Below are 22,009 nucleotides of genomic sequence, written 5' to 3' on the forward strand. Positions count from 1 at the left end.
GGCGGTCGGCGAGCATCGAAAGGAGACCGCATGAAACGAGCTTCGATCCTTCTGGCAGGCATGCTTGCCGCCACGGTTGCAAACCCACTCGCGGCGCAGGAATTGCCCGTGATTGACGCGCTTCCGACAGTAGCGGGTACTCAGCATCTGGTTCACACCTCGCCGCGGCTCGACCGGCCGTTTCATATCTTCATCAAGCGCTCCGATGCCGCACCTGCCGACGCGGTGGATTTGCCGGTCATCTATGTCCTCGATGCCGAGCAGTCTTTCCCGCTGCTGGCCAGCTATAGCTGGTCCCTGACCTTCTCGGAGGAGATGCCGCCGAGCATCATTGTCGGGATCGGCTATGGATCGGTCGAGCGCGGGGTAAACATGCGCGGCACGGATTACACGGTTCCCAGTCCCACACGCGAGGATGCAGGCGGGGCGGCGGTCTTCGCCGAGGTCCTGCGTGATGAAATCATCCCGCTCGTCGAAGCCGAAATCGGCCATACGCCGTCCAAGAGGACGATCGTCGGGCAGTCGCTCGGCGGCCATTTCGTGCTTTACCAGGCACTCGCGCATCCCGGCCTTTTCGACCTGGGGATCGCGATCAATCCGGCCATCCACAACAGTCCCGACTGGTTTGCCGAGAAACTCGCGTCGTTCGAGAGCACTTCGGACCAGCGGCTCTATATTTCGCTTGCGGACAATGACGTTCCGCGGTTCGGCGATCCTGCCAAGGCGTGGGTGCGGCAGTTGGCCGGGCGCTCCTCGCTGCCTTGGTGCCTGCGGATCGACCACCTCGAGGGCCATGGGCACCTGACGAGCATGCCGCGCGCGTTTCGCAATGCCATGCGCTGGACCCATTCCGAGACCGCGGTTTGCGGCGGAATCGCCCCGGAACTGCTCGAATAGGGGCAATTTCGCTTTGCTCCCGGCCAGGCATCGCCGACATCGGCGGGCAACGATGCCGCATCTTAGGCAATTGCAAAGGATTTCGCGTTAGGGATTAACCATTGGAAGCTCCGGCCCTCGCGGTCGCATGCTTTCTGCAGCGCCAAATCCGGAGCGGACGAATGGAACTACGACGGGAAAAACGATACTCGATCACCGTCGCTGGGCGGTATCGCAAGGGCACGGGTGTGCGCTTCAACATCGCCATCAAGAACCTGTCCGAATTCGGCTGCCAGTTTGCCGATCTTGTCGGACGCGTGCAGGAAGGCGACGATATCACCATCCGCATCGGTGATATCGGCCCCATCGCTTCTCAGGTGAAATGGATCGAAAAGCGCCAAGCGGGCGTCCAGTTCGAACAACCGCTTCACCCTTCGGTGCTGGAGCACATAATCTCTGAAGGCGGACGCAACGAAGCTGCCTGATCGCGCCGCTCTGACGGTCCCTCAGCGCTCGAATACGATTCTTCCATCGACGATAGTCATAAGGATGCGTCCGCGCAGGATCGCAGCGGGATCGGTCTGTGCGAGAGTGAAGGGGTCAATGTCCATCACCGTAAGGTCCCCCCAACGCCCCGGCGCGATGATGCCTGTCTCGTTTTCCCGAAAACTCGCATAGGCGGCCCAGCTGGTATAGGCGCGGACCGCCTCCTCAATACTGACTGCCTCTTCCGGATACCAACCGCCTTCAGGCTGCAACTGCTTGTCGCGCCGCGTTATGGCCGCGTGCAGGCCGTAGAAGATGCTCTGGTCCGAGCCGGGGCCGTCTGCATTAAAGACGAGCGGCACACCAGCACGGCGCAGGGTGCGCCAGGCATAGGCACCCAGAATGCGCTCCGGCCCCAAGCGGTCCTCGGCCCAAGTCTTGTCCTCGACAGCATGTGGTGGCTCCATCGAGGCAATAATTTCGAGATCGGCAAAGCGCGCAAAATCGACTGGCGCGATGACCTGCGCATGCTCGATCCGGTGCCGGTTCTCTTGCGTGTCGGGGAACTCGGCAAAAGTAGACGCGAGGATATCGAGCGCCTCGCGATTGCCCGCATCTCCGATCGCGTGGATGCCGACCTGGAAACCGGCCCGCATCGCGGCCGCGTTGAGTTCGCGGTCGAAGCCGTAACCTGACCCGCTCACACCGCGATGCCCCGGACGGTCGGCATAGTCTTCGAGCAGGCGCGCCCCGCGTGAACCGAGCGCGCCGTCGTAATAGGCTTTGACCGAGCGGGTCACGAGCATGCTGTCATTGTCGGTATCGGCTCCGCGCGCGATCCATTTGCGCATGAGCGGTTCGTCTCGCAGCGAAAGCATCGCATAGACACGCACCGGCAGACGGCCTTGCGCTTCCAGCGCCTCGAAAGCCGCCATCGACCGCGCGTCGGCCCCGGCCTCGTGGAGGGCCACATAGCCATCTTCCGCCATGCGGCGCAGGCCCTTGAGCGCTTGCCGTTGCATGGCCTCGGCGGTGGGCTCGGGCATTGCCGCGTCGAGCATGGTGGTCGCGCGGTTGAGGAACAGGCCGCTCGGCGCACCATCATCGCCAAGACGCATTTCTCCGCCCTCGGGAACCGAACTCGTGGCGGTTATACCAGCCGCGTCGAGTGCCGCCTGGTTCACCCACAGCCCGAAACCGTGCAGGCTACGCATGACGACCGGATGGTTGGGCACGGCCGCGCTCAGCAGGGCCTTGTCGGGATAGCTGTTGGCCCAGGCTCCTTCATCCCATCCCGCACCGACGATCCATTCGCCCTCGGGGGTAGAGGCGGCACGCTGCGCGACCAGCTCGACGGCGTCTTCTTCGGTCGCAACATCGGTCAGGTCGACCGCATCGAGCTTGGCACCGAGTTCGACCACATGGGTGTGCGATTCCACGAGGCCCGGAATGACGGTCGCCCCTTCGAGATCGACTACCCGCGTCCCGTCCCCGCGCAGGCGCAGCGCTGCCTCAGTATCCCCGACGAAGACGATCAAGCCGTCATCGATGACGACCGCACTGGCATCGGGCCGCCAGCCGGTCGTGCCGTGCGGGGCGTCCGCCGCAGGCACCCCATCGAGCCCCGGTTCGCCCCAGTCGAGCGAATAGACTCTGGCATTGGTGAGGATGGTGTCGGCCGGGTCGGTAGGCGTGGCGGGCGTCGAAGCGCAACTCGCCAGCATGAGGCCTGCCAATCCCGCCAAGATTCCTGAAGTCCTGCGTACCACTGGTCCCTCCTCGCATTCTCCGCACGAAGGGAAGCAAGAACCGCTCAAAGGTTCAAGTGGTTACGCAAGCGAGGCGAGAACTTCATACCCCAGAACCGCCGCTGCAACGGCCGCATTGAGGCTGTCCGCACGGCCCTTCATGGGCATGGTGACGCGCAGGTCGCAGGCCATTTCGTATTCCGCGGGAAGGCCACGGCTTTCGTTTCCGACCATCACGAAGCAGGGAGCGGAATAGGGTGCTCCGCGATAGGGCTGCGCATCGCGCAGGCTTGCGGCGACGAGCTGTCCGGTCCCGCCGCGCAGCCATGGTTCGAACTCATCCCATGATGCCTGTGCGATCCTTTGCGTGAACACCGCGCCCATGCTGGCGCGAACGGCTTCGACGCTGAAGGGATCGGCGCAGTCGTCGATCAGGATCAAACCGCCGGCGCCGATGGCATCTCCGGTGCGCAGCATGGTGCCGAGATTCCCCGGATCGCGCAGAGCCTGGGCAACCAGCCAGATGTCGGCGGAGGATCGATCGAGATTGGAAAGCGAGGTGTCGAACTCTCCAAAGACGCCCGCCACGGCCTGCGGATTGTCCTTGCCGGTGATCTTGGAGAGGATGTCGGGTGTGGTCTCGATCACCTTTCCGCCCGAGGCCTCGACTGCATCTTCCAATGCCGCGAGCAGCGGGTGCGGGTCGCGCCGATCGGCGAGTACCAGCACTTCGGGCACATGGCCGCATTCGCGAGCGTCGGTGAGCAGCCGCAGGCCCTCGGCGAGGAACTTGCCTTCGCGTTTGCGGTGTTTCTTTTCGCGCAGCGCCCTCAGCGCCTTGACCGTGGGATTGGAAAAGCCGGTGATGACCCGGCGATGTTCGGCCATCTTACGGCTCCCCGAAGCCGTCCTCGACCATGGCGGTAAGGTCGGCAAGGACCGCGTCGGCATTGTCGCCTTCGACGCAGATCTCGATCGTGTCGCCCTTGGCCGCGCCGAGCATCATAAGGCCGAGGATGGAGCCACCCGCTGCCTCGTTATCGCCTTTGGCAACGCGCACCTTGCAGCCGTCGGGCAGTTCGGCAACCGCGCCGACGAACTTCGCGCTCGCCCGCGCGTGGAGACCGCGCTGGTTGACCACGAGAACCTGTTTGCTTGCCCCGCTCAACTTGCCTTCCGTGCGCTATCGAGATCCTGGCCGAGGAATTCGCTCGCCACGGTGATGTAGTTACGACCGGCGGTCTGCGCCGCGCTAACTGCCTCGACGACGCCCATGCTTTTGCGCGCGCCGGCGAGACGGATCAGCATGGGCAGGTTGATCCCCGCGATCACTTCCACGCGGCCGGTATCGAGCAGCGAAATGGCAAGGTTGGAGGGCGTCCCGCCGAAAAGGTCGGTCAGAATGATGGCACCGTCACCCGTATCGACGCTGGCGATCGCGTCGGCGATATCCTTGCGTCGCTGCTCCATGTCGTCGTTCGGCCCGATGCAGATGGTTGCCACCCCCTCCTGCTTACCGACCACGTGCTCCATCGCATCGATGAAGTGTTCGGCCAGTCTGCCGTGGGTGACGAGGATCATTCCGATCATGTGTGAATTGCGTCCGTTATGCGTCCCGAGGGTGTAGATTTCCGATTCTCGAGCATCATTTTCCCGGCCTCGTATCAGCGCCGCTCAAGCGGTTCGGCGGGCCGGCTTGTCAGATTGCGGTGGATGACCGTGGGCGAAAATCCCGCCTCGCGCAAGACCTCGGCAGCGCGTTCCGCACTGTAAACCGAACGGTGTCTCCCCCCGGTACAGCCGAAGGCGATATTGAGATAGCTGCGGTCCTGCGCCGCATAGCGCGGCAATAGTTCGAGCAGCGTATCGGTAATCCGCCCGAAAGCTGGGGCGAAGGCCGGGTCCTTCTCGATATGCGCCGCAACAGCTTCGTCGAGGCCCGTCCGTTCGCGCAGGTCGGGGTTCCAGTGCGGGTTGTCGAGGAACCGCATGTCGAACAGGAGGTCGGCCAAAGGCGGCATACCGCGGGCAAAGCCGAAGCTCGACACGGTGATCGTCATGTCGCGCCCGCCGCTCTCGCTGAAGCGTTCGCGCATGACTTGCTGCAATTGCTGGGTCGAGTACTCGCTCGTGTCGATCAGGGTTCCGGCCCAATGGCGCAGCGGGCCGAGTAGCTCGCGTTCGGCCTTTATCCCTGCGGCAACAGGCCGTTCGCGCGCCATGGGATGGGGCCTGCGCGTTTCGTTGTATCGCCGTTCAAGCTCGCTATCGGAACAATCGATAAAGAGCGAGGACAGGTCGACTTCGCTTGTCGCGGCCAGTCTCTCGCACTGCGCGATGATCTCTGCCGGCACGAAACCGCGGGTGCGCGAGTCGAACCCGATCGCGAGCGGTGCATGGCCTTCTGCCTCGCTGCCGAATAGGCTTTCGAGGAAGCGGATCGGCATGTTGTCGATCGCCTCCCAGCCGAGGTCTTCCAATACGTGAAGCGCGGTGGATTTCCCCGCCCCTGAAAGTCCGGTCACGAGAAGAATGCGTTGACGGGACGCGTCCTGCGTCACTGGGCTGCCTCTTGCTCGCCCGATTCTTCTCCCGGAACGGCGAGACCATGCTTGCCAAGCGCGTATTCCGCACGCAGCGCCTGCGTCGCGTCTCCGGGGCGGAACAACAGGACAGGAATGTCCACGCCCGCAAGTGTCGTGGTGGCGAGCTCCATGGGATAACGCGGTGCAAGCGTCGTCAACTGGAGCACCAGCGAGATCGGTGCCTCGCAAGTCGGCAGTTTCACGAGCCCGACATTGCGAACCTCGATCAGGCCCTTGGTGGTGGTCGGTGGACAGGCGAGCGGGTGTCCGTCGCGTTCCTCGATCCTGAGGCCGTCATCGCCGATCAGCGTGGCACCGCGATCGATGAGCGCCAAAGCGAGTGAGCTCTTGCCGCTTCCAGCCTCGCCCGCAATCAGCAGACCGCGTCCGCCGACCTCGACTCCAGTCACATTGGGCAGCTTGATCTTCATCGCGCGGCAGGCAGGTCGAGCACGAGGCAGGCGCCCTCGCTCCCGTCACTGCGTCCTTCGGCGTGGAGCGAGCCATCATGCGCTTCGGCGATTGTGCGGCCAATCGCGAGGCCAAGGCCCGAATGGTTGCCGAAATCCTCGCCTTCCGGCCGGTCGGAATGGAAACGGTGAAACACTTTCTCTCGCTTTTCTTCCGGAATACCCGGCCCTTCGTCGCATACCGTGAGGAGCACACGCCCTTCGCGTCGGATCAGCGTCGCGTCAATAGTTCCGTTGGGAGGCGAAAACGAGACTGCATTGTCGAGAAGGTTCTCGATCACGCGCTCGAGCCGCATCCCGACACCCGAAACCGAGTGCGCCCCGCCATCGCAGGAAATGGTCACTGCGCGGCCCTCGTTCTCCCCCCGCTCTTCGCGGCTGGAGACGATATTGCGCAGAAGCTCGGCGAGATCGACGCGTTCGAATTCGGCGCGCGAGAGTTCCGCGTCGATGCGGCTGGCATCGGAGATCTCGGTCACAAGGCGGTCGATCCGCCGCACGTCATGCGTGGCGATGTCCAGCAGCTGGGCACGCAATTCCGGATCATCGACCGTGCCGAGCGACTCGGTTGCGCTGCGGAGGCTGGCGAGTGGGTTCTTGATCTCGTGAGCGACATCGGCGGCGAAGCTTTCGACCGCGTCGATCCGGTGGCGCAGCGCCGCGGTCATGTCCGACACGGCGCGTGCCAGCATGCCGATCTCGTCACGCCGGTCGGGCAGGCGCGGAACTTCGACCTGCCGGTCACGCCCCTGCCGCACGCGGACCGCGGCCTGGACGAGTTCGCGCAAGGGGCGCACGATGGTCTGCGCGAGGAAGAAGCTGAGCAAGGTCGATACCAGCAGGAACAACAGCACGACCAGCGCCACCGTGGTGCGTGCCTCGCGCACGCTTTGCGTAATATCGGCGGGATTTCGCGTGATGAGCAGCGTGTCGCCATCGAGGCCGACCGGTGCCGCCGCGTTGATCACATGGGTGCCGTCGGGCGCGTCGCGCAATACGATCTGCGTTAGGCTTTCCTCGCGTGCGCGGACGAGTTCGGGCCAGGCGCTCGCGTCGTCTGCCTCCGGATCGACATAGTCGGGCAGGGCAGGTGCACCCACGACACGGTCGAACCAGCGATCCATCCGCAGCGCGAAATCGCTCTGGTCGACTTCGGTCGCTTCCGGCAGGTCGAAACTGGGTGCAGCGAGCTTGAAACTGTCGGATTCCAGCTTGCCGTCAGGCCCGTAGACGCGGATGCGCAGGCGCTGTTCCTTGCCGATCTGGATCAGCAGTGCTTCCTGGCGCTGCGGCGTCGCACCGGCCAGGGCCTCGGCAGTTATCTGCGCTTCGACAAGGGCGAGCTTGAAGCGCTCGTCGAGCAATTGTTTGCGATAGCTGTCGAGATACAGCACGCCGCCGCCCAGCAGCACCAGCGGCAGGACGTTGACGAACAGGATACGGCTGGTCAGCGACAGCCGCCGCGACCATCGCAGCTTGTCCAGCCGCGGATCGCCCCGAAGGACGCTGCCTTTTTCAGCCATCGCTGAAGCTGTACCCGGCGCCATAGAGCGTCTCGATAGCCGAGAATTCGCCATCTATGCTGCGGAACTTGCGGCGCATGCGCTTGATGTGGCTGTCCACGGTCCGGTCGTCGACGAAGACATCGTCGGGGTAGGCCGCGTCCATCAATTGGTTGCGGCTCTTGATAACGCCCGGATGGGTTGCGAGCGCCTCGAGCAGGAGGAATTCGGTGACGGTGAGCGAGACATGCTTGCCGTCCCACGTCACATGGTGGCGGGCCGGGTCCATGCGCAGGCGGCCGCGCTCGATAACCTCGGGAGCAAGCTCGCCAGGTTCGATCGGCATCGGGCGGCGCGCATCGCTGCGCCGCAGGATCGCGCGGATCCGGGCCAGCAACAGGCGCAGGCTAAAGGGCTTGGCGATGTAATCGTCCGCACCCATCTGGAATCCCGCTTCCTCGTCCTGCTCGTCATCCTTGCTGGTGAGGAAGATGACCGGCAGGGGCGAGTGTTCGCGCAGGCGGCGGAGCAGTTCCATCCCGTCCATTTTCGGCATCTTGATGTCGAAGATGGCAAGATCGGGCGGGTTGCCGAGTAGTGCGCTCAATGCCGCTTCGCCGTCAGAATAGACCCGCGTGGCGAAACCTTCTGCCTGCAGCGCGATCGAAACGGTCGTCAGGATGTTGCGATCGTCATCGACCAACGCGATCACGGTGCGATCGTCGCCCTGCGCCACGGCGCCCTCTCCGGCTTCTTTTTCCATCACTTGAGGCGATTAACGCCTTTATCCGCGCAAGACAACGCGCGTGCCATCCCGGCTTGGTACAATTCCGGCGAGCGGGTTTGACCTTCGGGAACACCCCGAGTAAATGCGGATCAACGGGCAGCGCATTCGTATGCGCCAGCGATTCCCGACCAGATTTGACACTAATCGCTCTGGAGATTTCAGTGACCACCGAGCTTTCCCACTCGCTTGCCGCGCAGGGCATCGAGACTGCTGCAAAGATTCACCCCAATCTGACGTCGGAGGAGTTGACCGCCGCCGCGCTCGAGCGGGGCGAAGGCCGCCGCGCCAAGCATGGTCCGCTGGTGGTCGAAACGGGCAAGCACACGGGTCGCAGCGCAAAGGACAAGTTCATCGTCCGCAACGCCGAGACCGAAGACACCGTCTGGTGGGACAACAACGCCTCAATGACGCCGGAACATTTCGCGGCTCTCAAGGAAGATTTCATGTCCGCGCTCAAGGGCAAGGAAGAGCTGTTCGTGGCCGACCTGTTCGGTGGTTCGCAGCCCGAATACCGCGTCAATGTGCGCGTCATCAACGAGCTCGCCTGGCATAACAAGTTCATCCGCACGATGCTGGTTCGCCCGACGGCGGACGAACTCGACGGTTTCGAGCCGGAATACACCATCATCGACCTGCCGACCTTCAAGGCCGATCCGGCCCGTCACGGCACGCGCAGCGAAACCGTGATCGCGGTCAATCTGGAAGAAAAGCTTATCCTCATCGGCGGCACGAAATATGCCGGCGAGATGAAGAAGAGCGTTTTCGGCATCCTCAATTACCTGCTGCCGCCCAAGGGCGTGATGCCGATGCACTGTTCGGCCAATATCGGCCCCGACGGCAAGAGCGCAGTGTTCTTTGGCCTCTCGGGCACCGGCAAGACCACGCTGTCGGCCGATGCCAGCCGCACGCTAATCGGCGATGACGAGCATGGCTGGTCGGACACGGCGGTCTTCAACTTCGAAGGCGGCTGCTATGCCAAGATGATCCGCCTCGATCCCGAGAGCGAGCCGGAAATCTATGCCACCACGCGCATGGAAGGCACTGTCCTCGAAAACGTGGTGATGGACGAGAACGGCGAGATCGATCTCGACGACAACAGCCTCGCCGAGAACACCCGCGGTGCCTATCCGCTGTCCTCGATCCCCAACACCAGCGCCGACAATCTCGGCCCGCCCCCGTCGAACGTTATCATGCTGACCGCCGATGCCTTCGGCGTGCTGCCTCCGATCGCGCGTCTCACGCCCGACCAGGCGATGTACCACTTCCTGTCGGGCTATACCGCCAAGGTTGCAGGCACGGAAATCGGCGTGACCGAGCCGACCGCCACCTTCAGCACCTGCTTCGGCGCGCCTTTCATGCCGCGCCACCCGAGCGTGTACGGCAACCTCCTGAAGAAGCGTATCGCCGAAGGCGGTGCGCAGTGCTGGCTGGTGAACACCGGCTGGACCGGCGGCAAGTATGGCACCGGCAACCGCATGCCGATCAAGGCGACCCGCGCGCTGCTCAATGCCGCGCTCGACGGCAGCCTGAACGACGCCAAGTTCCGCAAGGACCCGAACTTCGGCTTCGAGGTCCCGGTCAGCGTGCCGGGTGTCGACAGCACCATCCTCGACCCGCGTTCGACCTGGGGCGACAAGGACGACTACGACCGCACGGCGCAGAAGCTGGTGCAGCTGTTCGTCGACAATTTCGAACCCTTTGCTGCGCATGTCGACCAGGGCGTGCGCGACGCTGCACCCGAAGCAGCCTGACAAGATAGCCCGCAGCGAGCGGGCGCATAGTCGGAGAGGAGGCCCCCGGCCGCGCAAGGAGAGAGGTGCGGACCGGGGGCTTTTCCGTTTGCATGGTAGCGCAGAGGGCTTAGGCTGGTCTCAAACTAATTGAATCGAGGAGAGAACAGATGAGCCTTGCCCAGATGCTGCAGCAGAGCGGTGCGATCGAAAGCATGGCACGCGAGCTCAATATCGACGAGCAGACCGCGCGCACCGGTGCAGGTGCTCTCCTGCCCGCAATCGTTGCAGGCATGGGCCGCAGCACGGTGGGATCGAGCGGGCTTGGAGGCCTCGGCGGTCTGATCGGCGGGCTCGGCGGTGGCGGCCTGCTCGAAAGCGTGCTCGGCGGCGGACCGACCGATACGGGCAAGGGCAACGATATCCTCGGCAACATCTTCGGCGGCAAGGAAACCAGTCGCGGTGTGGCCAGCGAGGTTTCTGCCATCACCGGGATCGACGAAGGGTTGCTCAAGCAGATGCTACCTATCCTGGCGATGGCCGTGGCCGGCTACATGGCGAAACAGGCGACAGGCGGAGGGCAGTCGCAACAGGGCGGCGGTCTCGGCGGCGGCGCGCTGGGCGGGATACTCGGCTCGATCGTCGGCGGCCTGGCGCGGCGTTAGATTTCGCTCGCCGGGGCGGGCATGTTTTCGACGTAGTCCCAGATTCGGCTGATCACCACCGATCCCTCGCCCACTGCGCTTGCGACTCGCTTGACCGAACCGGCGCGGACATCGCCCACGGCGAAGATGCCGTCCGCGCTGGTTTCGAAGGGAGTCGGCCGACCGACTTCCGCGCCTGTCTTGACGAAGCCCTTGGCGTCGGTCTCGGCGAGACCCGATAGCCATGCCGTGTTCGGCGCCGCCCCGATCATGATGAAAAGCGCCCTCGTTTCGAGCAAGCTCTCGTCTTCTTGCTGGCAGAAAGTGACACCTTCTAGGTGATCGCCGCCACGCAGGTCGGACACTTCCGTATTGTAGTGGATCGTGATCGAAGAATCAGCTTCCAGCCGCTGGGTAAGATAGCTCGACATGCTGGCAGCAAGGCTATCGCCGCGCACCACGAGATGCACATGCGAAGCGCTGCGGCTGAGATACATGGCCGCCTGGCCGGCTGAATTCCCGCCGCCGATCACCACCGCTTCGGTGCCATGGCAGAAGCGCGCTTCCATATCGGTGGCCGCGTAGAAGACGCCTGCGCTCTCAAAGTCTTCCAGACGGTCGAGCGGCAGGCGGCGGTATTGAACTCCGGTCGCAACCAGAATGGATTTCGCGCAGACCTCATCGCCGTCGTCGAGCGTAACACAGAAGGTGCCGTCTTCCCGCCGCGCCAGTGCTTCGACGCTACGCGGCATGGCAAAGCGCGTGCCGAATTTCATCGCCTGGATCTGTCCGCGGTAGACGAGATCGGCCCCGCTGATCCCGGTCGGGAAACCCATATAGTTTTCGATGCGGCTACTGGTACCGGCCTGCCCGCCGATGGCCGTGTCCTCGACGGTGAGCGCGCAGAGGCCTTCACTGCCCGCATAGACCGAGGCGGCGACCCCCGCAGGACCGGCTCCCACTATCAGCAGGTCGTAAAGCGTCTCGCGGCAGACATCGAGATCCAGCCCCAGATGTTGCGCCAGTTTCCGCGGCGTCGGATCATCCAGCACCTCGTCCTGGCCAAGGATTACCGAAGGCTGGTGATCGGTCAGATTGCAAACAGCGAGTGTCTCGTCGTCGCGCCCGTCCATGTCGAGGCTCTGGAACGGGATGCGGTTCCTGCTCAAGAACTGTTCGACTTTGCGCACTGCGCCATCGCGGTCCGCGCCGATAAGCTTGATATTGCTGTTCTTGAGTTCGAACTGCCGCCGCCTGCGCGCGGAAAACACCCTGATCACATGGTCGGAAAGCTCGGGAACACGCGCCATCAGATCGAGCATATCGACGCGTGGCACCTCCAGTGTCCGCGTTCGCTTTGCGGCACGCATCGGAAGAAAATAGGTACCCGCGTTGAGGAAGGCGATCTCTCCCATGAACTGAGTCGGGCCAAGCGAGCTGTCGAGCAGGCGCGCTTCCGAATAGGGGTCTTTCACCTCGATCTCGCCTTCGAGGACATAGACGAACCGGTCCATGGTCTCACCGACCTCGGCGACCATGTCGCCGGGCTCGTAAATTCGCTCCTCGCCGATGTCGCGCAGCATAGCGACATGCGCATCGGCCAGCGGCACGCGCGGCATTGTTTCGAGGTTTTCGCCGAGCGATTCCATATCTTGTCCCTTTGATGTCGCTGCAACTTAGGGACGGTCAGCGAGGAGAAAAGGTCCTAGGTCCGTGTCAAAGTGCCCGGTCAAAGCTCGTGCGGCGGTCTCGGCGGCGGCGGGCTGGGCGAGATACCCGGCTCGACCGTTGGCGGTCTGGTGCGGCGTTAAAGTAAACGTCCGCCGGCTATTGTCGGCAACCTAATCCTCTGCCGACACGTCCTCGGCATATGTCGCGCCAATACCGGGAAACCATGGGCGACCTTCATCGGCTGTTTCCAGATCGGCAAGGAAGAGCTTGGCTTGTTCGCTCAACCCGCCTCCGTGCGGGTTCATCGCCAGAGGGTGCAGCCTGATCTTTGCGTCAGCAATTTGTCCTTGCGCGGCCTGGATAAGGGCCGCGTTCATTGCGAGCGACATGTCAAATGGCGATAGTTGGGCTGCACGTAATATGCCAGAACGTGCCAGATCGCTGGGCGCGACGCCGCGTTCGACAAAAGTCCGGTAGTAGTAGATTAGCGGTGCCGGATGGTCGGGTTCCAGCTTGTTGAGGTCGGATAATGGCTTCATTGCGGCCTGATATGCTGCATCGGCATCTTCAGCCTCGGACGCCTTGCTGAATAGGGCATAGGCCTTCTGGACGTAGGCGTTCACCCGCGATGGATCACTTGCAAGTGCGCGATCCGCGGCTGCGATCGCCGCATCATCGAAGCCAGCATCGAACTCGGCTTCGGCCAACGCCGTTTGGACGCCGGGATCATCCGGATAACGCGCCGCGATCGCCCTTGCATCCACGACCAGCTCGAGCGCCTCCTCGCGAGAAACGCCGCGCTGAGAACGTATCCGAACTTCCATCATCTCGGCTTCGCCTGCCGAGAGTTCGCGGATCGAAACTGGGCCGAAAGGAATTTTCTCAGGTGGAAGTACGAAACTCAGCATGCTCCGCTGGCGGACGTATCGCTCCAGCTCGCGCTGCAGGACGCTGAGGTCGCCAAAGGCTTCGCGCCCGGCTTCGAGCGAGGAGGAGCCCGTACTCAAAAGCATCCAGTATCTGGAAAATTGCCCGGCGCGGTTTTCGTCAAAGATCAGGAGATGATAGAGTGCCCAGCTCCAGCCATAGAAGGCATCATAACGCTTGCCGCGTCTGGCTTCGTAAAGATCCGCATCCAACAACTCCTCCACTGCGACTGGAGTTGCATAGGCAATTTCGAGCGCTCGGTGCTCGGCCGGGCGCCCGATCCGAACGGTACCATTCTTCTCGAAGCTCGCAGAGGCGTAGAATTCCGCTGCACCCTCGCTAAGCCAGCGCGGCATCCCATAGCGGGAGCTCGAGATGAGAAAGTGGTGAGCATATTCGTGTAGCAGGATGACGGTAGAGAAACTCGGGTAGCCGCGCTTAAGCCGAATGTCCTGCACAAAGGCCCGCGATGCACCCGCACGCGGAATGTAGAACCCGGCGACGTTCTTGTTCTCACCCGCGTATAAGTCACGAATGTCGTCCTGATCGCCCACCACGAAAATTGTGACCCGGTTTGATGGGCTGGGAGAAGGCAGATCGCGGCCACTGACCGATTCCATGGCCGCGTGGAACTTCTCGAGGTCCTCCGCGAACCGCCGAACGTCTTTCTCACTGTCATCGGCATAGATGACGAAGTGCTCGCTCGACGCCTCATACCAGCGTGCCTGTACGGGCTGGGCGACTACGACAACAGTAAAAAGCAGTGCGAGTATTCGAAACATCCGGCGACCCCCTCGATGAATTCGAATCATTATTAGATCAGCTATCCCTAACAAGTCCAATATACCGCGCCACATTGGCTTCCATCACGTCCATCGGCACGTTGCCGCCCAGCACCACGGCGTCGTTGAAGGCCTTGAGGTCGTAGGCAGCGCCGAGTTCGCGCTGGGCCTTCTCGCGCTGGGCGACGATGCGGCTGTGGCCGAGCTTGTAGCCGGTCGCCTGGCCCGGCCAGCTGCAATAGCGGTCGACCTCGCCGAAGACTTCGACCGGCTTCGAGCCATTGCGCTCGATGAAGAACTGGCGGCCCCGCTCGCGGCTCCAGCCCATGGCGTGGAGACCGGTGTCGACCACCATGCGGCAGGCGCGGAAGGCGAGGCTCTGGAGGTATCCGAGCTGGCCGACCTCGAAGCCGTCATAGGCGCCAAGCTCGTCGGCCAACTGCTCGCCATAAAGCGCCCAGCCTTCGCTGAACGGATTGAAGGCGAGGATCGAGCGGATGAGCGGCAGCCGGTTAGAGAATTCGCCTTCCCACACGTGGCCGGGAATGGTCTCGTGGAAGGTGAGATCTGCAAGGTCGTATTTGCGGTGCAGGTCGGTTGTCCTGAGGTTGATCCAGAACCGTCCCGGGATCGTCCCGTCCTTGCTGCCCGATCCGCCATAGGCACCCGGCGCGCCCACTTCCTCGGCCGGCGGAATGCGGACCACCTCGAGATTGGGATCGACCAGCGTGTTGAAGGCGCGCGGCATCTGCGCCCTGATCCAATCGATCCGGTCATTGATGAATGCCATGATCTCTTCACGGCCCGGATCGCCTTCGGCAAACTTGTAGCGAGGATCGTCGGCGAGCGCGGCCATGCGGGCCCCAACGGTGCCCTCGGTATAACCGATCGTGCGCAGGATCGGGTCCATGCGGGCATGGAGCGCCTCGAGCTCTTCGAGCCCCTGCTGGTGGACTTCCTGCGGCGTAAGGGTTGTCGTCGTGCTGGAGCGCAGCGCCCAGGAATAGAATTCCTCGCCCTGCGGCCGCGCATACATGCCCGGATCGCCCGCCGCGACAGCGCGCTCGGCCCGCAATTCGGCCAACTGGCGTTCGAGCGCCTCGGCGATCGGGCCGGTTTCAAGGGTCATCGCCATCCTGCCGTGGCTGTGCTGCATCCCCTTCTCGGAGAGCTTGGCCTGCAGGTCCTTGGCGAAAAGCTCGCCCTTGCCGGCGCTGGCAATGGTCTGCTCCATCTGGCCGATGGCCTTGTCGAGGAGGAAGTCGGGCGGCACCAGCCCCATCGCACGGGCCGAACGGATCCGTTCGAGCTCGCCGTCGAAGACCGCGGGCATCTGCTGCAAGCGTTCGATATAGGCATCGGCGTCGTCGCCATGCGCGATCAGATGGCTGGATTGCATGAAGCGCGGAAGGTCGAGATAGGCCCCGACGTTCTGGATCACGACATAGGGCGCGGTCCGCCAGCTGCCGACCGGCACGTCGCCATAGGGCAGCGCCAACCCGTCGAGCGCAAGCCGGTACGCGCTTTCGACCACTTCGAGATTGGTCAGGCTGGTGCTGTCCAGCCCCTGGCGGGGGAAGGCCTTTACCCGCTCGAGATCCTGCTTCAGCGTGGCGGCCTTGGCCTCCAGGCCTACGGGTGACGCGTCTTCCAGCCGGCCGCGCAGGTGTGCGTAGGGTCCGGTATCGACGCCAAGGCCGGTAGCACGCGTCGGTTCATGTTCGAGCAGCCGGTAGGCGACTTCTTCGAGCAGGCGTTCCGCTCCGGCAGCGCCGCTTGCCGGCGCGCCATCGGCGCGCGGGAGCGAGGTGCATCCTCCGAGCGTGAGAGCAGTGGTCGCGCCAAGTCCGGCAAGGACTTGGCGACGGGTCGTTTCGAAGCTGTGATTGGTCATGCGGCCGCTGTGCGCGAGCCGCAAAACCAAGTCAAATCAATCGAGGAATTCGGCGGGGACCTTGCCGCCATTGGCCGACAATTCGCGCATGGTGCGCTTGTGCAGCCAGATATTGTCCTCGGCCGTACCCGAATAATCTTCGCGGCCCAGTTCCTGTGCCAGCGCCTTGCGGTTTTCGTAGGTTGAATCGACCCCGATCAGTTTCATCAGGTCGACGATCGAGGTGCGCCAATTGAGGCGGTCCGAACCTTCCATGGCATCGAGCTGCTGCTCGACATCGACTTCGCTTACGGCGCGCGCTTGGGTGGTCGGGGCATCGGCCCATGCGTTGCCCGTCTTGGCCTCGGGCGCTTCCTGTGCCTTGGCTTCCTTGCCGAAGATCGCTTCCTTGATGCTGCTGAAGATACCCATCTTTCACCCTTCCTCTGCTTGCGCGGCGATTTTGCCGCCTGTTTGACCACTAAACGGCATTGGCAGTTCTACGTTCCACCGCTTTCCACCAAGATGCGAAAGCGCTAGCACGGCGCCATGCTCGATACCGTCCTTTCGATCGTTGTCCTCGCTGCTGTCGCGCTGTTCTTCGGGGCATTCCTGCTGTGGCGCAGGACGGGCAATTTCAAGAATGCCTTCCTGATGGTGATCCTCGCGCTGGTCGCTTTGGCCAATGTCGCGATCTGGACAATACCCGCGGCAGACGGAGAAGCCCCGCTCGACAAGGTCGAACGGGGCTCCGACTAGGCAGCGACCCGCAGGAGGCTATTCGGGCAGCTGCCAGCGCACCGAGGAGGTGTAGCTACCGGCAACCGGCTCGCCATTGCCGCCGCGCGCAGGCTGGAATTTCGCGCGTCGCTGGACGAGCTTGCAGGTCGCTTCATCGAGATCGGTGTGACCTGTCGAGCCGAGAATACGGCAGCCTGTGACCTGTCCGGTGGCGGAGATGTCGAGCCGGAAGCGCGCAACTCCTGTATATTCGCGCCGCACCCAGGTCGGGCGGTAGTCGCTGTCCCTAAGCCACGCACCCGGATCGTTTCGCGGCTTGGCCGAGACAGGATCGAAAGTGGCCACGGGAGCGGGCGGTCCGGGGTCAGCCTTGGGCCAGATGTCGGGGCTCGGCGGAGCCGGGGGAGGAAGCTCGATATCGACCTCTATCGGCGTGCGGTCGACATAGATGTCGATCGGAATGTCGGGCACGTGGACAGTCGTTTTCTCGGGTTTTGCGTCCTGCGCCTTCTCGACTGGTTCGGGGGGCTTGGGCGGTATCTCTTTCTCGAATTCGATTATCGGAGGATCGTCGGGCTTCGGCGGCGCGACGAGTTGCGTCACGCTCAGGCCTGCAATGATCGTAGCGCCAATGGCGGCCTGCACGATGATCGAGCTTGCCAGCCCGGCTGCGGATGGTCCCCTATTCTGGTCTACGTAAGACATTGTCGGTTCCTCTTCCTTGCGATTCCCATTGGTTGGCATGTTACAACATTACCTGTGGAATGCAAGATGCTTGTCCGGTGCTTGTCAGGAGTCCGTCCTGCAGCACGAAAAAGGGCCCGGAATCCGGGCCCTTGATCGATCTGCAAGCCTGAGGCCTCGCGTTCTACGTAATCGGGCAGGCCGGATCGAGGCGGAAGTCGAGATAGTTGTCGACCGACTTCATCAACTCTTCCTGCTCGTTCTCGAAGAAGTGGTTCGCGCGCGGGATCTCTTCGTGATGCACGGTGATGTGCTTCTGCGTGCGCAGCTTCTCGACCAGCTTGGTGACCGCGTTGGGCTGGACCACCGTGTCCTGCGCGCCGTGGATGAAGATGCCGGAGGCCGGGCAGGGCGCGAGGAAGGAGAAGTCGTACATGCTCGCCGGTGCGCCGATGCTGATCCAGCCGCGGATCTCAGGGCGACGCATGAGAAGCTGCATGCCGATCAGTGCGCCGAAGCTTACGCCGGCAATCCAGGTCACCTGCGCTTCGGGATGGACCTGCTGCACCCAGTCGAGCGCGCTTGCAGCATCGGAAAGCTCGCCGATGCCATTGTCGAAACTGCCCTGGCTGCGGCCGACGCCGCGGAAGTTGAAGCGCAGCGTTGCAAAACCGCGATTGACGAAGGTCTTGTAGAGCCGCTGCGTGATCTGCTCGTTCATCGTGCCGCCGCCCTGCGGGTGCGGGTGGAGGATCATCGCCACGGGTGCGCGCGGGCGGGGTCCGGGAGAGAAACGGCCTTCGAGGCGGCCTTCGGGGCCGGGAAAGATCACGGTGGGCATGTAGGAGGTGTACCCCAGTAGAATTTGTCGAGGCGCTTGCACCCGAAAGGGCTTTGCGCGAAGTGGCGCGCTATATAGGGTTTCGCTGCAAAATCGCAATAAATTAAGGCCCCGTCCCGTCACGAACCGCATCTATCTCGACCATGCCGCCACCACGCCGCTGCGACCCGAAGCGCGCGCGGGGATGGAGGAAGGCTTTGCGCTCTGGGCCAATCCCAGCAGCCCGCACGCCGAAGGCCGCCGGGCAAGGGCCGCGCTGGAGGACGCACGCGAGCGGGTCAAGGAAACGCTCGGCTGGGAAGGCGAGGTGATCTTCACTTCCGGTGCGAGCGAGGCGGCGGCTTTGGCCATCGACAGCGCTGACGTGCTCGACGAAGTCGTCAGTTCGGTCGAACACGACTGCATCTACGGCTTCGTTCGAGAAAGAGGCTTGGATGTTGTGGGCGCGTTTGCCGATGGTTCGGTCGACTTCGGCAGCCTCGACGAACACTCGGCAGAACCATCTCACTATGCGCGGGACCACATCGAAAATCGACGACTTGTCGCAATCCAGCATCTCAATTCCGAGACCGGAAATCGTCAGGATAGTGGAATGGTGGCCGAGGTCGTCCACGGGCACGATGGTCTGCTGCTGGTCGATTGCGCGCAATCTGCCGGCAAGTTTGCCCTGCCTCAACTCGCGGACATGGCGATTATCTCAGCGCACAAGTTCGGCGGACCTATCGGTGTCGGCGCCTTGCTGGTGAAGGATTTTGCCTTGCTCAAGCCATCAGGCGGACAGGAGCGCGGCTATCGGCGAGGAACTGAAAACCTGCCCGGAGTGCTTGGCATGGCGGCGGCGCTGGAGGCTTGCGGCGATCCCTATCTCGACCCGACGATCCTCGAACCGCTCGACCAGCTTGCGCAGGAATGTCGTGACCTAGGCGGCACGTGGCTGTCCGACCGCCTTTCGGACCCCACGCCCTATATCCGCGCCATCGCCATGCCGAAGATGAGCGGCAGCGCTCAGGTCATGCGTTTCGACATGGCGGGGATATCGGTTTCGCAGGGCAGCGCCTGTTCGAGCGGGACGATGAAGACCAGCCACGTCCTCCAGGCCATGCAGGTCGAACCCGACGTCGCCGACCGCACCATCCGCGCCAGCTTCGGCTGGAACACCAGGCGCGATGAGGTGGAACGCTTCTGCGAGATATGGCTTGAGTTGGCGAAAGCATGATCTACCTCGACTACCAGGCCACCACCCCGCTTGCCCCTGAGGCGCGCGATGCGATGATGCGCTGGCTCGACGGCCCGGGCGGCACCGGTTTCGGCAATCCGCATAGCCCGCACAAGATGGGTCGCGAGGCGAAAGCCGCCATCGAATTCGCGCGCGATCAGGTCGCCGCGCTGTTTCCGCCGGGCGGCAAGGTTATCTTCACCTCTGGCGCGACCGAGGCGATCAATCTGGCCATTCGCGGATCAGGGAATGGTGGCTCCATTTCCGTCTCTGCGATCGAACATGCCGCCGTGCTCGATACGGCGCGCGATCTGGCCAATTGCCACGTGCTCAACGTCGCCAAGGACGGGCAGTGCAATACCAAGCAGGACCTGCCGCAGGACACGCGGCTGGTCTGCCTGATGCAGGTCAATAACGAGATCGGCGTGATCCAGCCCACGGTCGAGTGGCATCGCAAGGCCAAGGAGAACAACGCGCTCTACCTGTGCGATGCGGTGCAGGCCTATGGCAAGATCGAGGTCACCGGCGCCGACATGATCGCGGTGAGCGCGCACAAGTTTCACGGGCCAAAAGGCGTGGGCGCGCTGTGGGTGCGCGACGGGCTCGACCTGCACGAGGTCCAGACAGGTGGCGGCCAGGAGTTCGGCCTGCGCTCGGGCACGCTCTCGCCTGCCCTGATCGCCGGCATGGGCGCGGCCGCCGCCGAGGCAAAGGACCGGATGGAGCAGGATGCCGAACACGTCCAGAAGCTCTGGAAACGCGCCACCGAGATCTTCGAGAACTGGGAGATCAACGGCAGTTCGGAAGCGCGCTATCATGGCAATCTCAACATCCGCCCGCGCGGCCCCAACGGCGGCGGGCTCGATGTGGGTCGATTGATGAGCGAATGCCGCAATGTGATGTTCTCCGCCGGATCGGCCTGTGCCAGCGGATCGGGCCGCACGAGCCATGTGCTCGAGGCGATCGGACTGCCCAAGAAACTCGCCAAATGCTCGATCCGCCTCGGCTTCGGGCGCTACACGACGATGGAAGAAATCGAGGAAGCGGGCCGGATCATCAACGAGGCGGCGAAGGCGCAGGGATCGCTGTGAAGGTCCATTTCATCACTTCCGCAGGCGACCAGGTCGATGCGACTGGCGAGGCAGGGGAAAGCCTCCTTCGCGTCGCCCAGGCCGCCGGTATGCCGCTGGAGGGGACCTGCGAAGGCCAGATGGCCTGTTCGACCTGTCACGTGGTGGTCGAGAAAGAATGGTTCGACCGCCTGCCTGAAGCCAGCGAAGAAGAGGAAGACATGCTCGACCTCGCCGCAGGCGTGCGCCGCACCAGCCGCCTATCTTGCCAGATCGTGCTCGACGAGGAACTGGACGGGCTCACCATCACCATCCCCGCTGAGAGCCACGACATGAGCCGCTAGGGAGTTTTCCACCGCCTCAGGGCCGTGACTTTGCCTTTTGGAAGTTTCGGTAGCAATTTACCTCCCAGTCTCATGGGATGGAGGACTGCTATGATACGCAAACTTGCAGCGGAGCTTTTCGGGACGTTCTGGCTGGTATTCGGTGGCTGTGGTGCCGCAGTACTGGCGGCGGGATACCCTGAACTTGGAATTGGGTTCGTCGGGGTTTCCTTCGCTTTCGGCCTTACGGTGCTGACCATGGCCTATGCCGTCGGCGGGATTTCAGGCGGGCATTTCAACCCTGCGGTTTCGCTGGGCCTTGCCGTGGCGAAGCGCTGCTCATGGGGCGAGCTGGTGCCATACTGGATTGCCCAGCTCCTCGGTGCTTTTGCCGCAGCAGGGACGCTGTTCGTCATCGCGTCGGGGCAGGCCGGATGGTCACCCGGCGGCTTTGCATCGAATGGCTTCGGCGATCTGTCACCCGGCGGTTTCTCGATGCAGGCGGCACTGCTCGCCGAAGTCGTCCTCACCGCCTTCTTCCTGATCGTGATCCTGGGATCGACATCGTCGAAGGTACCGGGCGGCTTCGCGCCGATTTCGATCGGCCTCTGCCTCACCCTGATCCACCTGATTTCGATCCCGGTGACGAACACTTCGGTCAATCCGGCACGCTCGACCGGGGTGGCCTTCTACGCCGAGACGGCGGCCGTGGGGCAGCTGTGGCTGTTCTGGCTGGCCCCGCTGGTCGGTGCTGCCATAGGTGCGGCCCTCTGGCGGTATCTCATCGCACCCGATGAATCGCTCGAAGGTATCGGTGGCGACGGCGACGCAGCCTGAATGCGAATGCGGGCATTGGCTTGATATGCCACTGCCCGCACATCGATCAGCCCTGGTCCTGCTCGGGTTCCTTGGCGCTGGGCGGTAGCCACCCGTCATTGCCGATCCCGCTCGACAGGCCGATCCGCTTGGACAGGTCCTCGCCCTCGGTCGAGGAGGAGACCAGTTCACCCTTCATGCCTTCCGACCTCGCGGCGAGCGCCTTGCCGAGGGTAC

At 63.2% G+C, this 22,009-nt stretch carries 24 protein-coding genes; 9 read left to right on the forward strand and 15 right to left on the reverse strand.

The genetic code is table 11. From position 1 onward, the window contains the following. Nucleotides 1-30: 30 nt before the first annotated feature. Both K3146_RS00835 and K3146_RS00840 read left to right on the forward strand, forming a co-directional pair. On the forward strand, nucleotides 31-897 hold the full coding sequence (locus K3146_RS00835) for an alpha/beta hydrolase (protein WP_221544324.1): 867 nt from the start codon (nucleotides 31-33) through the stop codon (nucleotides 895-897). Between the two features lie 161 nt (nucleotides 898-1,058). Next, nucleotides 1,059-1,361 carry a PilZ domain-containing protein gene (locus K3146_RS00840; protein ID WP_221544325.1) on the forward strand — a complete coding sequence of 101 codons (303 nt, stop codon included), beginning with the start codon at nucleotides 1,059-1,061 and terminating at the stop codon, nucleotides 1,359-1,361. 21 nt (nucleotides 1,362-1,382) lie between these two features. On the opposite strand, the gene K3146_RS00845 is transcribed toward K3146_RS00840, so the two are convergent. From K3146_RS00845 to K3146_RS00880, 8 genes are all read right to left on the reverse strand, one after another. Then, a complete protein-coding gene (locus tag K3146_RS00845) occupies nucleotides 1,383-3,107 on the reverse strand; it encodes an amidohydrolase (protein ID WP_221544326.1) in 1,725 nt (574 codons plus the stop codon). Nucleotides 3,108-3,191: 84 nt separating this feature from the next. Continuing rightward, nucleotides 3,192-3,998 (reverse strand): TrmH family RNA methyltransferase, encoded by an 807-nt coding sequence (locus K3146_RS00850; protein ID WP_221544327.1) that lies wholly within the window; start codon nucleotides 3,996-3,998, stop codon nucleotides 3,192-3,194. Between the two features lies 1 nt (nucleotide 3,999). Next, entirely contained in the window at nucleotides 4,000-4,278 is a 279-nt protein-coding gene (locus K3146_RS00855; RefSeq protein ID WP_221544328.1) for an HPr family phosphocarrier protein, read from the reverse strand. Beyond that, nucleotides 4,275-4,700 carry a PTS sugar transporter subunit IIA gene (locus K3146_RS00860; RefSeq protein WP_221544329.1) on the reverse strand — a complete coding sequence of 142 codons (426 nt, stop codon included), beginning with the start codon at nucleotides 4,698-4,700 and terminating at the stop codon, nucleotides 4,275-4,277. The genes K3146_RS00855 and K3146_RS00860 overlap by 4 nt, the downstream gene beginning before the upstream one ends. A 74-nt stretch (nucleotides 4,701-4,774) precedes the next feature. Further along, nucleotides 4,775-5,635, reverse strand: coding sequence for an RNase adapter RapZ (gene rapZ, locus K3146_RS00865; protein WP_425594588.1), 861 nt, complete (start codon nucleotides 5,633-5,635; stop codon nucleotides 4,775-4,777). A 32-nt stretch (nucleotides 5,636-5,667) separates the two neighbouring features. Further along, a complete protein-coding gene (locus K3146_RS00870) occupies nucleotides 5,668-6,126 on the reverse strand; it encodes an HPr kinase/phosphorylase (RefSeq protein WP_221544331.1) in 459 nt (152 codons plus the stop codon). Then, nucleotides 6,123-7,688 carry a sensor histidine kinase gene (locus tag K3146_RS00875; RefSeq protein ID WP_221544332.1) on the reverse strand — a complete coding sequence of 522 codons (1,566 nt, stop codon included), beginning with the start codon at nucleotides 7,686-7,688 and terminating at the stop codon, nucleotides 6,123-6,125. The genes K3146_RS00870 and K3146_RS00875 overlap by 4 nt, the downstream gene beginning before the upstream one ends. Continuing rightward, nucleotides 7,681-8,430, reverse strand: coding sequence for a response regulator transcription factor (locus K3146_RS00880; protein WP_221544333.1), 750 nt, complete (start codon nucleotides 8,428-8,430; stop codon nucleotides 7,681-7,683). Before K3146_RS00880 ends, K3146_RS00875 begins: the two co-directional genes overlap by 8 nt. A gap of 185 nt (nucleotides 8,431-8,615) precedes the next feature. Between K3146_RS00880 and K3146_RS00885 the strand changes: the two genes are divergently transcribed. Beyond that, nucleotides 8,616-10,205, forward strand: coding sequence for a phosphoenolpyruvate carboxykinase (locus K3146_RS00885; protein ID WP_221544334.1), 1,590 nt, complete (start codon nucleotides 8,616-8,618; stop codon nucleotides 10,203-10,205). A 149-nt stretch (nucleotides 10,206-10,354) separates the two neighbouring features. Beyond that, nucleotides 10,355-10,849: a DUF937 domain-containing protein gene (locus K3146_RS00890; protein ID WP_221544335.1), complete on the forward strand. Its 495-nt coding sequence runs from the start codon at nucleotides 10,355-10,357 to the stop codon at nucleotides 10,847-10,849. Here the strand turns inward: K3146_RS00890 and K3146_RS00895 are convergent. The 4 genes from K3146_RS00895 to K3146_RS00910 form a co-directional block, all read right to left on the reverse strand. Then, complete coding sequence (locus K3146_RS00895; RefSeq protein ID WP_221544336.1) at nucleotides 10,846-12,477, reverse strand: FAD-dependent oxidoreductase; 1,632 nt, start codon at nucleotides 12,475-12,477, stop codon at nucleotides 10,846-10,848. The genes K3146_RS00890 and K3146_RS00895 overlap by 4 nt on opposite strands. A 192-nt stretch (nucleotides 12,478-12,669) precedes the next feature. Then, complete coding sequence (locus K3146_RS00900; RefSeq protein WP_221544337.1) at nucleotides 12,670-14,208, reverse strand: DUF1570 domain-containing protein; 1,539 nt, start codon at nucleotides 14,206-14,208, stop codon at nucleotides 12,670-12,672. Nucleotides 14,209-14,245: 37 nt separating this feature from the next. After that, nucleotides 14,246-16,102, reverse strand: a complete 1,857-nt coding sequence (locus K3146_RS00905; RefSeq protein ID WP_221544338.1) for a DUF885 domain-containing protein — start codon at nucleotides 16,100-16,102, stop codon at nucleotides 14,246-14,248. A gap of 36 nt (nucleotides 16,103-16,138) precedes the next feature. Then, on the reverse strand, nucleotides 16,139-16,513 hold the full coding sequence (locus tag K3146_RS00910) for a DUF3597 domain-containing protein (RefSeq protein ID WP_221544339.1): 375 nt from the start codon (nucleotides 16,511-16,513) through the stop codon (nucleotides 16,139-16,141). A 117-nt stretch (nucleotides 16,514-16,630) separates the two neighbouring features. Here K3146_RS00910 and K3146_RS00915 point away from each other — a divergent pair, with 117 nt between their 5' ends. Further along, the gene (locus K3146_RS00915; protein ID WP_221544340.1) at nucleotides 16,631-16,840 is read left to right on the forward strand and encodes a hypothetical protein; all 210 of its coding nucleotides are present in this window, start codon (nucleotides 16,631-16,633) and stop codon (nucleotides 16,838-16,840) included. Nucleotides 16,841-16,858: 18 nt separating this feature from the next. On the opposite strand, the gene K3146_RS00920 is transcribed toward K3146_RS00915, so the two are convergent. Both K3146_RS00920 and K3146_RS00925 read right to left on the reverse strand, forming a co-directional pair. Continuing rightward, nucleotides 16,859-17,527, reverse strand: a complete 669-nt coding sequence (locus K3146_RS00920) for an energy transducer TonB (RefSeq protein ID WP_221544341.1) — start codon at nucleotides 17,525-17,527, stop codon at nucleotides 16,859-16,861. A gap of 163 nt (nucleotides 17,528-17,690) precedes the next feature. Beyond that, nucleotides 17,691-18,347 (reverse strand): alpha/beta hydrolase, encoded by a 657-nt coding sequence (locus K3146_RS00925; RefSeq protein WP_221544342.1) that lies wholly within the window; start codon nucleotides 18,345-18,347, stop codon nucleotides 17,691-17,693. A 130-nt stretch (nucleotides 18,348-18,477) separates the two neighbouring features. Here K3146_RS00925 and K3146_RS00930 point away from each other — a divergent pair, with 130 nt between their 5' ends. The 4 genes from K3146_RS00930 (at nucleotide 18,478) to aqpZ (ending at nucleotide 21,793) form a co-directional block, all read left to right on the forward strand. After that, nucleotides 18,478-19,563, forward strand: coding sequence for a cysteine desulfurase family protein (locus tag K3146_RS00930; RefSeq protein ID WP_345723794.1), 1,086 nt, complete (start codon nucleotides 18,478-18,480; stop codon nucleotides 19,561-19,563). After that, entirely contained in the window at nucleotides 19,560-20,654 is a 1,095-nt protein-coding gene (locus K3146_RS00935) for a cysteine desulfurase family protein (RefSeq protein WP_221544343.1), read from the forward strand. Before K3146_RS00930 ends, K3146_RS00935 begins: the two co-directional genes overlap by 4 nt. Then, on the forward strand, nucleotides 20,651-20,977 hold the full coding sequence (locus K3146_RS00940) for a 2Fe-2S iron-sulfur cluster-binding protein (protein WP_345723454.1): 327 nt from the start codon (nucleotides 20,651-20,653) through the stop codon (nucleotides 20,975-20,977). The genes K3146_RS00935 and K3146_RS00940 overlap by 4 nt, the downstream gene beginning before the upstream one ends. Nucleotides 20,978-21,067: 90 nt before the next feature. Further along, nucleotides 21,068-21,793, forward strand: coding sequence for an aquaporin Z (gene aqpZ, locus K3146_RS00945; protein WP_221544345.1), 726 nt, complete (start codon nucleotides 21,068-21,070; stop codon nucleotides 21,791-21,793). A gap of 46 nt (nucleotides 21,794-21,839) precedes the next feature. On the opposite strand, the gene K3146_RS13520 is transcribed toward aqpZ, so the two are convergent. After that, nucleotides 21,840-21,971, reverse strand: a complete 132-nt coding sequence (locus tag K3146_RS13520; protein WP_282098452.1) for a hypothetical protein — start codon at nucleotides 21,969-21,971, stop codon at nucleotides 21,840-21,842. Nucleotides 21,972-22,009 lie beyond the last annotated feature (38 nt).

This window comes from Qipengyuania vesicularis, from assembly GCF_019711415.1.
GTDB lineage: Bacteria > Pseudomonadota > Alphaproteobacteria > Sphingomonadales > Sphingomonadaceae > Qipengyuania > Qipengyuania vesicularis.